This is a genomic window from Methanosarcina mazei S-6 (assembly GCF_000970205.1).
GTDB lineage: Archaea > Halobacteriota > Methanosarcinia > Methanosarcinales > Methanosarcinaceae > Methanosarcina > Methanosarcina mazei.
The window spans coordinates 3,231,716-3,247,011 of the sequence record NZ_CP009512.1; the positions used below are offsets into that span (position 1 = coordinate 3,231,716).

10 protein-coding genes and 1 pseudogene are annotated in these 15,296 nt (G+C 44.3%); 8 read left to right on the top strand and 3 right to left on the bottom strand.

Translation table 11 applies throughout. From position 1 onward, the window contains the following. The first annotated feature begins 86 nt into the window (after positions 1-86). The gene (locus MSMAS_RS13810) at positions 87-1,259 is read left to right on the top strand and encodes a mechanosensitive ion channel family protein (protein ID WP_011034022.1); all 1,173 of its coding nucleotides are present in this window, start codon (positions 87-89) and stop codon (positions 1,257-1,259) included. A gap of 65 nt (positions 1,260-1,324) precedes the next feature. On the opposite strand, the gene MSMAS_RS19965 is transcribed toward MSMAS_RS13810, so the two are convergent. Then, entirely contained in the window at positions 1,325-1,834 is a 510-nt protein-coding gene (locus MSMAS_RS19965) for a DUF134 domain-containing protein (RefSeq protein ID WP_048045897.1), read from the bottom strand. A gap of 2,220 nt (positions 1,835-4,054) precedes the next feature. On the opposite strand from MSMAS_RS19965, the gene cdhA reads away from it, so the two are divergent. The 6 genes and pseudogenes from cdhA to acsC all read left to right on the top strand — a co-directional run bounded on the left by cdhA (position 4,055) and on the right by acsC (position 12,321). Further along, positions 4,055-6,475 carry a CO dehydrogenase/acetyl-CoA synthase complex subunit alpha gene (gene cdhA, locus MSMAS_RS13820; protein WP_011034020.1) on the top strand — a complete coding sequence of 807 codons (2,421 nt, stop codon included), beginning with the start codon at positions 4,055-4,057 and terminating at the stop codon, positions 6,473-6,475. Positions 6,476-6,477: 2 nt separating this feature from the next. Next, positions 6,478-6,990, top strand: a complete 513-nt coding sequence (cdhB, locus tag MSMAS_RS13825) for a CO dehydrogenase/acetyl-CoA synthase complex subunit epsilon (protein WP_011034019.1) — start codon at positions 6,478-6,480, stop codon at positions 6,988-6,990. Between the two features lie 25 nt (positions 6,991-7,015). Next, positions 7,016-8,427 (top strand): annotated as a pseudogene (gene cdhC, locus MSMAS_RS13830) (CO dehydrogenase/CO-methylating acetyl-CoA synthase complex subunit beta). 55 nt (positions 8,428-8,482) lie between these two features. Further along, complete coding sequence (locus MSMAS_RS13835; protein WP_011034017.1) at positions 8,483-9,244, top strand: ATP-binding protein; 762 nt, start codon at positions 8,483-8,485, stop codon at positions 9,242-9,244. Positions 9,245-9,594: 350 nt separating this feature from the next. Continuing rightward, the gene (cdhD, locus tag MSMAS_RS13840; RefSeq protein WP_011032639.1) at positions 9,595-10,905 is read left to right on the top strand and encodes a CO dehydrogenase/acetyl-CoA synthase subunit delta; all 1,311 of its coding nucleotides are present in this window, start codon (positions 9,595-9,597) and stop codon (positions 10,903-10,905) included. Positions 10,906-10,908: 3 nt separating this feature from the next. Beyond that, positions 10,909-12,321, top strand: coding sequence for an acetyl-CoA decarbonylase/synthase complex subunit gamma (gene acsC, locus MSMAS_RS13845; RefSeq protein ID WP_011034016.1), 1,413 nt, complete (start codon positions 10,909-10,911; stop codon positions 12,319-12,321). 316 nt (positions 12,322-12,637) lie between these two features. Here the strand turns inward: acsC and pyrF are convergent, their stop codons facing one another. After that, positions 12,638-13,300 (bottom strand): orotidine-5'-phosphate decarboxylase, encoded by a 663-nt coding sequence (gene pyrF / locus MSMAS_RS13850; RefSeq protein WP_048046679.1) that lies wholly within the window; start codon positions 13,298-13,300, stop codon positions 12,638-12,640. A 4-nt stretch (positions 13,301-13,304) separates the two neighbouring features. Then, positions 13,305-14,258 carry a deoxyhypusine synthase gene (locus tag MSMAS_RS13855; RefSeq protein WP_048046680.1) on the bottom strand — a complete coding sequence of 318 codons (954 nt, stop codon included), beginning with the start codon at positions 14,256-14,258 and terminating at the stop codon, positions 13,305-13,307. A gap of 312 nt (positions 14,259-14,570) precedes the next feature. Between MSMAS_RS13855 and MSMAS_RS13860 the strand changes: the two genes are divergently transcribed. After that, the gene (locus tag MSMAS_RS13860; RefSeq protein WP_011034013.1) at positions 14,571-15,224 is read left to right on the top strand and encodes an ABC transporter ATP-binding protein; all 654 of its coding nucleotides are present in this window, start codon (positions 14,571-14,573) and stop codon (positions 15,222-15,224) included. Positions 15,225-15,296 lie beyond the last annotated feature (72 nt).

The window sequence follows — 15,296 nt, forward strand, 5'->3', positions numbered from 1 at the left end:
GATAAAGTCATAAAGATAGTGAGAAAAGGCAATATTAAGGGGGAGAAAAGCTGAGCTATTTATCCTGGATCTTTGGGGATTATCTGGTGAGTATTATTACAGCAGCAGTTACTCTTTTTCTGATTTTTGCAGTTGACCGCTTGCTTGCGAAAACAAAACTTACCTTTGCCGACGTCAAATTTGCAAAGCAGCTGATCCAGTTTATCATCCTCAGCATTGGCCTTATTCTGGTCGTGTTCAGTCTCCCGATTGCAGGAGAGTACAAGGAATCTATTCTCGGCCTGCTCGGTATCATCACCGGTGCTGCAGTTGCGCTGTCCTCCACGACTTTTATTGCCAATGCGATGTCCGGGATCATGCTAAGAATTATAAAGCCTTTCCGGATTGGGGATTACATTGAAAGTGAGAACATCTTCGGGAGAGTTACCGACATCCATATTCTTCACACCGAAATCCAGTCGATAGACAGGGACCTGGTAACTTTCCCAAACCTCAAACTGGTCTCTAATTCTTTAAAAACAATCAGGACTTCAGGCACCGTAATCTCTACCTGCGTTTCCCTGGGTTATGATGTCCCCCGCCAGAAGATAGAAAAAAACCTGCTCCTTGCCGCAGAAAAAGCCGGACTTGAAACTCCCTTCGTGCACATTCTGGAGCTTGGAGACTTTTCAGTCACATACAAGGTTGGGGGGCTTTTAAAGAATGTGGAAAACCTGATAACAGCCCGTTCTGATTTTAAAAAGGCTGTCCTTGATTCCCTTCATGAAGACCGCATCGAAATCGTCTCACCCACTTTCATGAACCAGAGAGTCCTGAAAGAAGGGGCTATCTTCATTCCTCCTGAAGAGCCTGCAGAAGTCGGAAAAACGGAAAAGTTCCCCGAAAAGAAACCAGAAGAAGTAATTTTTGATAAAGCGATAGAAGCTGAGATCCTGGGAAAGATCGGGTATCTCCTGGAATTACTGGAAAAGAAGGGAAAAGAACTTGAACAGCAGGTCAGCAGCATACCTGAAGAAGATGGAAAAGCCGATTTAAAGACAAAACTGGAGTTCCTGAAAGACAAAACAGGAGAAATAAAAGCCGAACTCGAAGTACTGAAAAAACAGATCGAAGAAACAGAAGAAAAACCCGAGCCTGAAATACGTTTAAGGCAGCTCCAGAGCCTTAACCTGAGAACCGACCGCCTGGACATCCGACGGAAAAAACTGGAAGAAGAACTTGAAAGAATTCTGGAAAAGGGGGAAGCAAAAAAAGCTTGAAGGAGTTCAGAGTTTAAAAAAGCTTGATAAATACAGTCCAGGATCACTCATCGATGGTATAGTTATTATCGCTTTTTTTTACTTCCTTCATCAGTACTCCTGCTGCTTTCCTTTTCTTTAGGGCAACAGTAATCATTCTCAATAAACCTCTTTCCTTTCCCATCGCCGCCGAGTCGGAAAATTAGATTGGAGCCACAGTTCGGGCAGCTTGTGGGTCGGGACTGGTCAAACTTTGCTTCCCACACATGATCGCATTCTTTGCAAAGAAAATGGATCCTGCACTCACCGGTATTAACGTATTCTCCTCCGGAAATTTCGATCGCTTTTCCGTTGACAAGAGCATCAGCCACCTTCTGTCGTGCCCTCTGGAGGTCGCTCCAGAAAGTTTTCCGGGATATTCCCATTCTGTCAGCAGCCTCGTTCTGTTCCATCTGGAGAAGGTCGCAAAGACGAATGGCCTCAATCTCTTCTATGGATAGATTGGCAGTTTCCAGACAGCAAAGAGGGATTTCCCTGGGCTTGTAATAGGTGGCCTTTGGAAAGCAAGATACCCTGCGCTTAACTCTGTTGACCATTAAAATACACTTATGTCGTACGTAATAAATATCTATCGATCGATATATTTTATTCAAATGGATTAAAATTTAAAAATAATAAAGACTGGAAGAATTGCTATTTCCATGGTTTTAAAATCCTCTTAAACTCAGCAATAGCTTTCTCATCATCCTGAATGTGCTATAAAATCAGAAGTAAACAAGAAATCAAGTATATTAAACTTAAATGGAAAGTTTCTTAGATCAGCTTCTTTGACTTCTTACTCCCCTTAACTCAATTAACAGTCAAAATACACAAAAGAGATGTGATATAAATAACTGACGCTATAGAGTATAATTATTGATGAAATTAAAAACTATGAACTCATTTTCAGGATTTGGTATTATAAGCACAGAAACAACAGCAATAACCGATAACAGTATAAAATACGATTAAAACCATGATCTTTACTTAACAGTTTTGTATCAATTGTCCCTCAATTACGTGACCATTTTCTGCCTTTCACACATGTTTTAACGTAAAAGTTCTACTAATTACTGATACTCTCTTTTACTTTTTATTCAAATAATTTCATGTTCTTTTCTTATTAAAAGGAGCCTACGATGCCTTTTTTAGAGTCCTATCATGAGTTAATAACTAGTAAAAATTTGGATAAGACTTATACAAAGGATTATTCTTATATTTATAATAAAACAGAATAAAAGTGTAAATTATTTATAGTACCTCGCTTATGTGTAATTTAAGAGAATGTCCGAAAAGTGATGGATTTACTGTAACTTCTACAATCAACGATCATAAATGAACGGATTCTGGATAATAAACACTAATTGTCCAATTGTAATTTTACAACATCCATAGAACTTTTCGGATTTCTCTAAGATCTCTTTTATTTTTATGAGATCACAGCTTTTCCTACTACAGGACTTACTACTACAGGACTTACTACTACAGGACTTAATACTACAGGACTTACTCAATTAGGTTAAAAATATAAACAGTGGACTTCCAACTTCTCAAGTCCAGGCTTTAACTATAATTCGCGATACTTGATTCTGTATTGTGGATGTGTAAAATGTTTAGTAAGTTAAAAAAGTTCTCTAAAAAGTTATTAAATAAATGGAGCTTTCAATAAAAAAGGAAATTATCTTCTTAAGCAAACCCATACTTTTTTCGGAACTTTTGAAGACCATCCAGGAAAATTCTCCGGGATACCCTATACTGCCAGTTGCTTCATTTCACTGTATATAGACAGGTCGTGAAAACAAATGGTTCAAGTTCTTCCAGTAGCACGTTAATAACTGCAAGACACTTAGCTGAATTTCACTGAGCTTTTACTAAGTAACTTCTGGGGTTTTTGACACCTTATTTACTCAATCAACCCTCAAACTACACAAAAGAGATGAAGTATATATAACTAATGCTTCAATGACATAACTATTGATAAAATTAACAGGTTTCGAATCGATTTGAAAGATTCAATATCAAAAGTATAAAACCAATAGCGATAAACTCATAAGTGCATAATATACAATGGAAACTGCAACGTATATTTAATAGCTTTATATATTATATTCTTTAGTCCGGTAGCTGCTTTCTGCCTGTTTGCACCTGATTTGAGGAAGGAGATCTACTGACCACCGGTAATTACATTTTTCTTCCTGTTCGAATAATTTCATGCGCTTTTTTTGAGAAAAAAGGCACAAGATACCGTTTTTGAGCTCATATAATGATTTAAATTCCTGTAATAAGTTCAGACGGAAAGTATACAAGAGAATCCTTTATTTTTATATTTAAACAGAACAAAAGTGTAAATTATTTATAATACGTCGCTAATGTGTAATTTAGGAGTATATCCGAAAAGTGCTATGCTTACTGTAACTTTTACAATCTGCGATACAAATGAACGGATTCCGGATAATAAACACTAATTGTCCAATTGTAATTTTACAACATCTATAGAACTTTTCGGACGGTCTCTAAGATCTCTTTTATTTTTATGAGATCACAACGTTTACTACTATAGGACTTACCCACTTGAGGTCAAAAATAAAAGCAGTGAACTCCCAATTTTTAAAATCCAAGTTTTAACTGCTTAATTTACTGTACTTTATTTTGTATTGTAAGTGTGTAAATTCTATAAAAAGTCAAAAACGATCTCTAAAAAAAGTCATTTAAGTAGCTGAAGCTTTCAAGAATCGTCGGTAAAGTGACTTTAAGTATATTTAGGAGGTAAAGCTAAAATGAGCAAATTAACTACTGGGAGTTTTTCAATAGAAGATCTTGAATCCGTTCAGATCACTATCAATAATATTGTAGGGGCAGCAAAGGAGGCTGCAGAAGAAAAAACAAAAGAGCTCGGTCATATGGGCCCAACTCCGTTCCCAGGTCTTGAAACCTACAGGGACGACTGGAACCTCAAATTGCTCGACCGCTATGAGCCTGTTGTCACCCCTATGTGTGATCAGTGCTGTTACTGCACATACGGTCCCTGTGACCTCTCAAACAACAAGAGAGGTGCCTGTGGTATCGACATGCTTGGCCACAACGGAAGGGAATTCTTCCTCCGTGTAATTACAGGTACTGCCTGTCACGCAGCCCATGGCCGCCACCTGCTTGACCATCTGATTGAAGTCTTTGGAGAAGAGTTACCTCTCAACCTCGGGCAATCCGATGTCCTGACCCCCAATATCACAATTACCACCGGGCAGAGACCACAGACCCTTGGAGAAATCAAACCTGCAATGGAACATGTTGAAGAGCAGCTAACCCAGCTCCTTGCAACCGTCCACGCAGGGCAGGAATCCGCAGAGATCGACTACGACTCAAAGGCTCTTTTCAGTGGAAGCCTGGACCACGTAGGAATGGAAATTTCCGATATAGTCCAGATCGCAGCCCTCGACTTCCCGAAGGCCGACCCAGAAGCCCCCCTCATTGAAATGGGTATGGGAACAATTGACAAAGACAAGCCATTCCTCTGTGTGATCGGACACAATGTAGGCGGTGTAACCTACATGATGGACTACATGGAAGAACACGAATTGACCGACAAGGTAGAACTCGGTGGGCTCTGCTGTACCGCAATCGACCTTACAAGGTACAAGGAAGCCGACAGGAGACCACCATACACCAAAGTCGTTGGTTCCATGTCCAAAGAGCTCAAGATCATCCGCTCTGGAATGCCTGATGTCATTGTCGTTGACGAACAGTGCGTCCGTGGTGACATTGTACCCGAAGCCCAGAAACTCAAGATTCCGGTCATCGCATCAAATGCAAAGATTATGTATGGTCTTCCCAACAGGACCGATGCCGGCGTTGAAGAGACAATTGAGGAACTCAAGTCCGGAGCAATTCCCGGTGCAGTGATCCTTGACTACGAAAAGCTTGGGGAAATCTCCGTAAGGCTCGCTCAGGAAATGCACCCGATCCGCGAAGCTGCTGGAGTCAGGGAAATCCCATCCGATGAACAGCTAAAGGAATGGGTTGACAAGTGTGCCGACTGTGGAGCCTGCTATCTGGCATGCCCGATTGAGCTGGACATTCCGGAAGCCATGAAGTTCGCCAAGCAGGGAGATTTCAGCTATCTTGAAGACCTCCACGATGCATGTATCGGCTGCCGCCGCTGCGAACAGGTCTGTAAGAAGGAAATCCCAATCCTTAGTGTCATCGAAAAGGCATCACAGAAGATTATCGCTGAGGAAAAAGGCTGGATGAGAGCCGGCAGAGGTCAGGTATCTGACGCTGAAATCCGTGCAGAAGGTCTTAACCTCGTCATGGGTACAACCCCCGGTATCATCGCAATCATCGGATGTCCGAACTATTCTGATTGTGCAAAAGCCGTTTACTACATTGCAGAGGAGTTCCTGAAGAGAAACTACATCGTTGTTGGTACCGGCTGTGGGTCCATGGACATGGGTATGTACAAGGACGAAGACGGCAAGACGCTTTATGAGAGATTCCCGGGAGGTTTCCAGTCCGGAGGACTTGTCAACATAGGATCATGTGTCTCGAACGCCCATATCACCGGAGCCGCTCAGAAAGTAGCCGGAATTTTCGGTGGCAGAACCATGGAAGGCAACCTGGCGGAAATTGCGGACTATGTCCTTAACCGTGTTGGTGCCTGCGGACTTGCATGGGGTGCATTCTCTCAGAAAGCTTCCTCAATTGGTACAGGATGTAACATCTACGGTATCCCTGCCGTGCTCGGTGCTCACAGCTCCAAGTACAGGAGAGCCCTGATTGCAAAGAACTATGATGAGTCCAAGTGGAAAGTCTACGACGCCAGAAACGGCGAGGAGATGCCAATCCCACCAGCGCCAGAATTCCTTCTGACCACAGCAGAGACCTGGCAGGAAGCAATCCCGATGATGGCAAAAGCCTGTCTCCGCCCGTCCGACAACAGCCTGGGCAGATCTATTAAGCTGACTCACTGGATGGAACTCCACGACAAATACATCGGCGGACTGCCCGAGGACTGGTGGAAGTTTATCAGGACAGAAGCCGACCTTCCACTTGCCAAACGTGCAGATCTCATGAAAAAACTCGAAGCAGAACGCGGATGGGAAATTGACTGGAAGAAGAAGAAGATCATATCTGGTCCGAAGATCAAGTTCGACGTATCGGCACAGCCCACTAACCTCAAGAGACTCTGTAAGGGGGCCTGAAAATGGTTGACACAACAAAGAACACCAAGCTCTTTACCAGCTACGGGGTGACTACCTCCAAAGCAGTCAACCCTGACATGGTAGCTAAGATGATCTCCAAGGCAAAGAGGCCGCTTTTTGTGGTCGGGACCGGAGTTCTTAGACCAGAAGTTCTGGACCGTGCAGTCAAGATTGCACAGAAAGCAAACATTCCGATTGCAGCTACCGGAAGCTCCCTCAAGGGATTCTTAGACAAGGGTGTAGATGCTAAATACATCAATTTGCACCAGCTAGGGTTCTATTTAACCGATCCTGCATGGCCCGGGCTTGACGGAAAAGGCAACTACGACACCATAATCGTCCTGGAATTCAAAAAATATTACATCAACCAGGTACTGTCCGGAACTAAGAACTTCTCCAATGTAAAAGCAATTTCAATCGGCAGAGATTACATCCAGAACGCAACAATGTCCTTCGGGAACATAAGCAGGGAAGACCACTACGCTGCCCTGGATGAACTAATTGACAACTTATAAATTTGATTTAGGAGGCGAAAAATAAATGGCAGATGAATTCCCATTTGAGATTTCCCCAATGTTTGAAGGAGAAAGAGTAAGGAAAGAAGGAATGTTCGTTGAACTCGGTGGTCCAAAATCACTTGGTCTCGAACTTGTCAGGGCTGCAGACATGGATGCGATTGAAGACGACAAAGTCACAATCATCGGTCCTGACCTCAAGGACATGGAAGAGGGAAAGACCTACCCCTGGGCAATGATCTTCAACATAGGCGGAGAACTTGTCGAGCCTGACCTTGAGTCTGTCGTAGAAAGGCGTGTCCACGACTTCATCAACTACTGCCAGGGCATTATGCACCTGAACCAGAGGTATGATGTCTGGATGAGAGTTTCCAAGGACACAGCTGCAAAGATGGACTCATTTGAGCCATTCGGAAAGGCAGTTATGATGCTCTTCAAGACAGAACTTCCATTTATCGAGAAGATGCAGGTAACTTTCTACACAGACAAGGATGAAGTCGAAAAGCAGATGGAAACAGCAAAGGAGATCTTCAAGGCAAGAGATGCAAGGACAAAGGACCTCCACGATGAAGATGTTGAAGTCTTCTATGGATGTACACTCTGCCAGTCCTTTGCTCCGACAAACGTCTGCGTTGTGTCCCCTGACAGGATCTCACTCTGCGGTGCTATCAACTGGTTCGACGGCCGTGCAGCAGCAAAAGTAGACCCTGAAGGACCACAGTTTGAAATTGCAAAGGGTGACCTTATCGACGCCGTTACAGGTGAATACACCGGAGTCAACGAAATCGCCAAGAAACTTTCAAGCGGCGAATTTGACAAGATTAAACTTCACTCCTTCTTTGACTGCCCGCACACATCATGCGGCTGCTTTGAAGTTGTAGGGTTCTACATCCCTGAAGTCGATGGTATAGGATGGGTAGACAGAGAATACCAGGGAATGGCTCCGAACGGTATCGGATTCTCAACCATGGCAGGCCAGACCGGTGGTGGAAAGCAGATCGTAGGGTTCCTCGGTATTGGTGTAAACTACTTCTACTCACCAAAGTTCATCCAGGCTGATGGCGGATGGAACAGAGTTGTATGGCTGCCTTCCAAACTCAAAGAGAAGATCGACGAAGCAATACCCGCTGACCTCAAAGACAAGATCGCAACAGAAAACGATGCAAGCGACATCGAGTCCCTGAAAGCCTTCCTCCAGGAGAAGAACCACCCTGTAGTTGCTACCTGGGCAGCAGCTGAAGAAGAGGAAGAAGAAGAGGAAGAAGAAGAGGAAGTAGCTGTTGCAGCAGCTCCGATGATGATGCCAGCAGCAGGATTCCAGATGCCGGCAATGCCAATGATGTCAGGCGGTTCAAGCGGTGGAATAAAGCTGACCTTCAAAACGCAAAGATCACCATTGACAGGATGATCATCAGCGAAAAGAAGGAAAAGAAATAACTGAACAACAACGGGCAATTGCCTAAAACCGAAAAACAATCAAAAGGGGTATTCTGTGACCAAAGTAATTGCAATAACGGGAAAAGGCGGAACTGGAAAAACAGCGGTAGCGGCTCTTCTGATCCGCTCCCTCTCTAAAAAAGGGCAGTTCATACTGGCAGTTGATGCAGATGCAGATACTAACCTGCCGGAAACCCTTGGATGTGAGAACGTAAAAACGATAGGGGATGCAAAGGAGTTTTTACAGGCTGAGATAACAAAACCAAGGCCTGACAATCCCGATATGAATAAGGAGTCCGTGCTCCAGAGCAAGGTATATGAGATCATTGAAGAGATGCCGGGTTACGACCTGCTGGTAATGGGAAGGCCCGAAGGCTCAGGGTGTTACTGTTATGTAAACAACCTCCTGAGGGGCATTATGGACAAACTGGTCAAAAACTATGATCTGGTTGTGATTGATGCAGAAGCCGGGCTTGAGCATTTCAGCCGAAAAATCATCCGGGATATTGATGATCTTATTGTGGTAACTGACGCCTCAAGAAGAGGGTTCCGAACTGCAGAAAGAATTCATGAACTTGTGGATGAACTCGAGTCAAATATAGGCAGTATTCACGTTATTGCAAACAAGGTTACAGATACTAACCGGGAAAAGCTCGTTAAACTGGCAGAGGAACTGAAACTGAACCTGATAGGTATGATTCCTCTTGACCCGAAAATTGAGGAAATGGACATAAAAGGTATACCTCTCTTTGAAATACCCGACGATTCGGTTGCTGCAGTGGAAATAGAAAATATTGTGAAAAAACTGGGGTTCTAACCCCAGATTACTTTTGAATCTGTGGATCAGCAGAAAACCACAAAAAATGCAGAAAATCACCGGGACAGAGAACAGGTGAACTTATCCGGTTTAAGAGCTTGAAACGGGATTTAAACCAAAATCAAAATTAAAATAATAAAAAGAACGGGGCAGAATCTGTTCCAGAATTAAAGGAAAGGAACGGAATGATTCAAAGGAATGATTCAAAGGAATGATTCAAAGGAACGGAATGATTCCTGCTCCGGACCCTGTATTATCAGGGCAAAAAATATGGAAACACATCCTGTATTATATCCTTTATTATAAGCCACTCATAAAAACGGATAAATTACGGAAACGGTGAGGTTTACATGGCAAAGAAAATGAAGTTATCTGATATTACAAACATGTTCGCGGGCATGGATGTAGAAGCCCTCGAAGGTGTTACTATAGAAGGGGACATTGAGATTGATCTCGGTGGACTCGGAGGCGGCTTTGACCCCATGCTTGCCGCTGCCCTGGGGCAGGAGAGCGCAGTACTCGCCCAGCACTTCGCAAGAATTGCAGGCATGTTCGGGTACCCGGTAGGCATAGGTGCACCAGCAGCTCCGGCAATTTCACCTGCTCTGGCAGCACCCAAACTCAAGGATCTCATACCTGCAAAGTTTGATGTTGCCAATATTGCAGAATGGGCAACTCAGATTCAGGAAGTACCAATCGGAAACACATCAGCAGACGGTGGAAGCCGTGGAAAGAGAGTGCTGGTAGGTGGAGAAAAAGCCCTGCCGTTCTTCCCTGACGCGCCAATGCCAAACAGGAACCAGGTAACAATTGACGTGTTCGATATGAGAATTGGGCTTGCAAAAGCTGTCAAAGAAAATTATGATGAGGTCATGGACAGCCCGGGAGAATGGGCAAAGAAGAACGTTGAGAAGTTCAACGCAGATATGATCACCATTCACCTGATTTCAACTGACCCGCTTGTAAAGGACACACCTCCAAAAGAAGCAGCAAAGACAGTAGAAGAAGTTCTCCAGGCTGTTGATGTCCCAATAGCAATCGGCGGATCAGGTAACCCGCAGAAAGACCCCGAAGTCCTCGCAAGAGCAGCGGAAGTTGCAGAAGGAGAACGATGCCTGCTTGCATCTGCAAGCCTGAACCTGGACTATGCAGCAATTGCAGAAGCAGCACTCAAATATGACCACGACGTCCTTTCCTGGACTCAGCTGGACATGAACGCACAGAAGGAGCTTAACAGGAAACTCATGAAGCAGTGCAATGTCCCAAGAGACAGGATCATAATGGACCCGACCACTGCAGCCCTCGGATATGGTCTCGACTACGCTTACACAAACATGGAGCGTATCAGACTTGCAGCACTTATGGGTGACGATGAACTCACATTCCCGATGTCATCAGGTACAACAAATGCATGGGGTGCCCGTGAGTCATGGATGGTGGGATCACCGCTTAAAGAAGACTCTGATTGGGGACCAAGGGAATACAGAGGTCCTATATGGGAGATTGTCACAGGTCTGTCACTTGCAATTGCAGGAAACGACCTATTCATGATGATGCACCCAACATCGGTTGCTGTCCTGAAGCAGATTACCCAGACGCTATTCGGTACCATAGACACAGAGCAGGTGGATATTGCAAACTGGATCGGAGCGGAGGTGTGAAAAATGAAGATTAACAGCCCATTAGAAGCGTACAAGTACCTGCCTCAGACCAACTGTGGAGAATGTGGTCAGCCTACATGTATGGCATTTGCCTCCACGCTGATCGATAGGTCAGGCAAGACAACAGACTGCCCTCCCCTGATTAAAGAAAAGAAGTTTGCAAAGAAACTGGCAGAACTAGACAGGCTCCTTGCTCCTGAAATTCGCCAGGTTACTATTGGTGTTGGCGAAAGAGCAGCCAATATTGGTGGAGACGATGTACTGTACCGCCACAAACTGACATTCTTTAACAAGACAAAGATGTTCTTCGATGTGGCAGACAACATGGACGAAGCTGCCATTGTTGAAAGAGTGAAGAAGATCAGTGATTACAAGAAGTTCTATGTAGGACGTAACCTGCTTCTCGATGGTGTGGCAATAAGAGCAGCATCCAATGATCCTGCAAAGTTTGCAACAGCTGTCAAGAAAGTTATAGAAAACACAGAACTGCCTGTAATTCTATGTTCTTTCAATCCTGCAGTCCTGAAGGCAGGACTTGAGGTAGCAAAGGGTAAAAACCCGCTGCTGTATGCTGCAAACAAGGACAACTGGAAAGAGGTAGGAGAACTAGCACTCGAGTATAACGTGCCTGTGGTTGTTTCGGCGTTTAATGACCTTGACGGCCTGAAGACTCTTGCAAAGACATTTGCAGAGGCTGGAATTAAGGACATTGTGCTTGACCCGGGAACTTACCCAACCGGGAAAGGTCTGAAGGATACTTTCACAAACTTCCTGAAGATCAGGAGAGCAGGCATTATGGGAGACACCGAGATCGCGTATCCGATCATGGCTATGCCGCTTACTGCCTGGATGGCGGGAATTGCTGACCCTGTCAGTGCATCATACTGGGAAACGGTTCTTTCATCAATCTTTACTATAAGGTACGGAGACATTATGCTTCTCCACAGCATGGAGCCATATGCCACCATGCCAGAAGTACACCTGGCAGAGACAATATACACTGACCCCAGGTCTCCTGTTGCCGTAGACTCAAAGATGTATAAGGTAGGAAACCCAACAGCAGATTCACCTGTACTCTTTACCACAAACTTCGCCCTTACTTACTACACAGTAGAGAGCGACCTTGCATCAAACGGAATAGACTGCTGGCTGCTTGCAGTTAACACCGATGGTATTGGTGTGGAAGCAGCGGCTGCAGGTGGACAGCTGACAGCTGATAAGGTGAAGGATGCATTTGAGAAGTCAGGATTTGACCTCAAGAGCGATGTTACCCATAACAGTGTAGTTATTCCGGGTCTTGCTGCCCGTCTACAGGGTGATATTGAGGACAAACTCAATGTAAAAGTTATGGTTGGTCCAATGGACTCAGGAAGGCTACCAGGCTGGATGGAGAAGAACTGGCCACCAAAGAAATAAAATAAAGTGAAAAAATTTGAATATTAATATTCCGTGTCAAAAAGACACGGAATAAAGTTTATTGCGATTTTTATAGAGGCAATTGTCTACTTACCGGATAGGTTCTTATCAAGGAAAACGTAGCATAAACCTTCTTCGGAATAGTTTTAAATTTGAAATAAATTTAAAATTAGGATAATTTCCGTGCCTCAGAACTCATAGGGCTCATCATGGAATCAGCCAGATTTTTCATCACAGGCACGTATTTTAGGTTTAAAATTTCTATGGAATCAATCAATCAATCCAAAAAATATTCATTCAGCAAAAATATTCTTTATTACTTTCCGCGGAGCTCAGCCTGAATTTCTTCAGCAATCTCGCAGGCAGCCTCTTTTGGAGATTCCGCCTTGTAAATGCTTCTTCCTACAATCACCCAGTCTGCCCCTGCAGAGATAACGTCAGAGGCTTTTCCTCCCTGGACACCCACACCCGGAGAGATAATGGTAAGCCTGTCTCCGATAATTTTTCTTATCTCTTTTACCCTTTCCGGACGTGTGGCTGGAGCAACAAGCCCGAAAGCTCCGGCTTCAACTGCCATTTTTGCAATCGCTTCTGCTGCTGACTGCAGGAACTCGGCTCCTCCCGGGTGGCTCATTTCGCTTACAACAAAAACATCTTTTCCGTATTTGGAAGCAACTTCAATGCAGGCATCAAGGCTGTCCCTGCCAGTAAAGCCCTGCACAATGACCGCATCGGCTCCGGCTTTAAAGACCTGTTCGCAGATAAGACGGTTGGTGTTAGGGATATCTGCAACCTTGAAGTCAGCTATGACCGGGGCAAATCTGGCAAGCTCTCTAATAATATCAAGCCCGGTGGCAAGAATTAGAGGGTATCCCACTTTTATTGCATCCACAAATTCCCGGACATTTTCTGCAATCTTCAGCGCTTCTTCCCTCTCAGTCACATCAAGGGCAAGGATCATACATGTATTTCGTTCCATAAGCTCACCTCTTTGAAAGGCGCGTCCTCACAGCAGAGACTATAAGCGGGAGAGTAATTGTTGAATCTGCATATACGGTAACTGATTTTGCATCTTCCCCGACCTTCCCCCAGGACTGGGCTTCGTCAAGAGTTGCCCCGCTCAAGCCTCCTGTTTCCGGGCGGTCCATTGTCAGCTGGATTGCATAATCAAAGGACCTGGGAGTTACAAGCATGGACTGCAGGATATAGTTCTTGGGAACTCCTCCTCCCAGCAGCATCGTCCCCGCGCTTTCAGCCCCATAGCAGATATCCATGAATTCATGCATGTCCGCAAAAGCATCCACATGAAGAGGGTTTCCTTCTTTGTACAGCCAGGCCTGAAGCCCTATTACGGAGTCCTGAAGGGCGGGACAGTACACCGGAACTCCCATTTCGGCAGCTGTTTTCAGGATAGAAGAGTCATCGTCCAGATTTTTTCCTATTTCGGTAAGGACCTGCCTGATAGAGAGGTTTTCCTGCGGAAGCCCGGAATAAACGCCCTGAAGGAACTCTTCAAGATCAGTAAAATGCTGGTCAGGGAGATAAACATCATAGATCCTGTCAATACATTCATGCCTGAGCTGAATATCGTTTGCGCAGTCCGAACCTTTATAATGGTGAAGTCCGAGGGCTTCGACGGTATCGTGAACCATATTGGCGCCTGTTGTAACAAGCACGTCTATATATCCGTCCCGGATCAGGTCTGCGATGATATTCCTCATGCCAGCAGGTGTCATTGCTCCTGCAAGCCCGAAAAATTTCGTAGTTTTCCCGGAAGCCAGCATTTCATAATAAATGTCCACAGCTTCAGCCAGCCTGCCTGCTCCAAAGGCACAGCCGGTGTACTCTTTTACAAGTTCGTCTACAGTCATATTCGGGACTATTTTTGCCCCTTTGACCGGAGTACTGAGATTTTTAGCAGAAGCTCCAAAATCCATTTTTGTTCCTCAGAAATTACAAGATTATTAAATGTAATCGTGTTAAACTGTAATGAATAAAATGTGCAGGATATAAGCATACATTGCAGCCTGTCACGGATAAATAAACAGGTAGCATGTTAACCAGCCTGAAGTATTCGTACAAGGTAACTATATGCTGCTTTAAGTGAACACCTCAGTATAGATAAACTTTCTCTTCAAGAACAGCCGGGAAACCTGTTTTAAAAACGTGGAGAAAAGCGGACGGTATAAACAGAATAACATATTGGAGATGTCTTTATAGATATAATAGAATAAGAATCAGGGTAGAAAATGCAGGATGAGATAATAAGGTATGAAAGTGCCGGCATAAGCTTCGGAAGAAAAAAAGTTCTTTCCGATTTTTCTCTTTGCATTCGCAGAGGAAAAAAGGTCCTTATGAAAGGGAAATCAGGAACCGGCAAATCAACCCTGATAAAAATACTTATGGGATTTGAGAAACTGTCCGAAGGCTCGGTTTATTACCGAGGTAAGCCCCTGAGCCCTCAAGTAGCCTGGCAGGTCAGAAAAGAGGTAGCCTATGTCTCCCAGGACACGGACCTCGGGGAGGGACCTGTAAAAACCCTGCTTGAAGAAGTTAATTCTTACAGGCCCAACCGGGAAAAGATGAAACCTGAAAAACTGCATATGTTTATGAATGAGCTCGAGCTGGAAAAAGATATACTCGACAAAAACTTTGAGAACCTTTCAGGGGGAGAAAAGCAGAGGATAGGGATTTTAATAGCTCTGCTGCTTGAAAGAGATATTTTTCTTCTGGATGAAGCAACCTCGGCTCTTGACTCCGGGCTTAAGAAAAAAGTTGCCGACAGCTTCCTTAAACAAGCGGGCTGGACGCTTTTCATAGTATCTCATGACCGGGAATGGGAAAGTAAGGAGGTAGAAATTGTGGAAATAGGGAAAAACGGAACTGATCATACTAATAGCTGAAATAGAACCAGTTCAGAGAACCAGTTTAGAAAATGCAGTTTCTCTCGTGAATGCACGCAGTTTGAGCCTTAA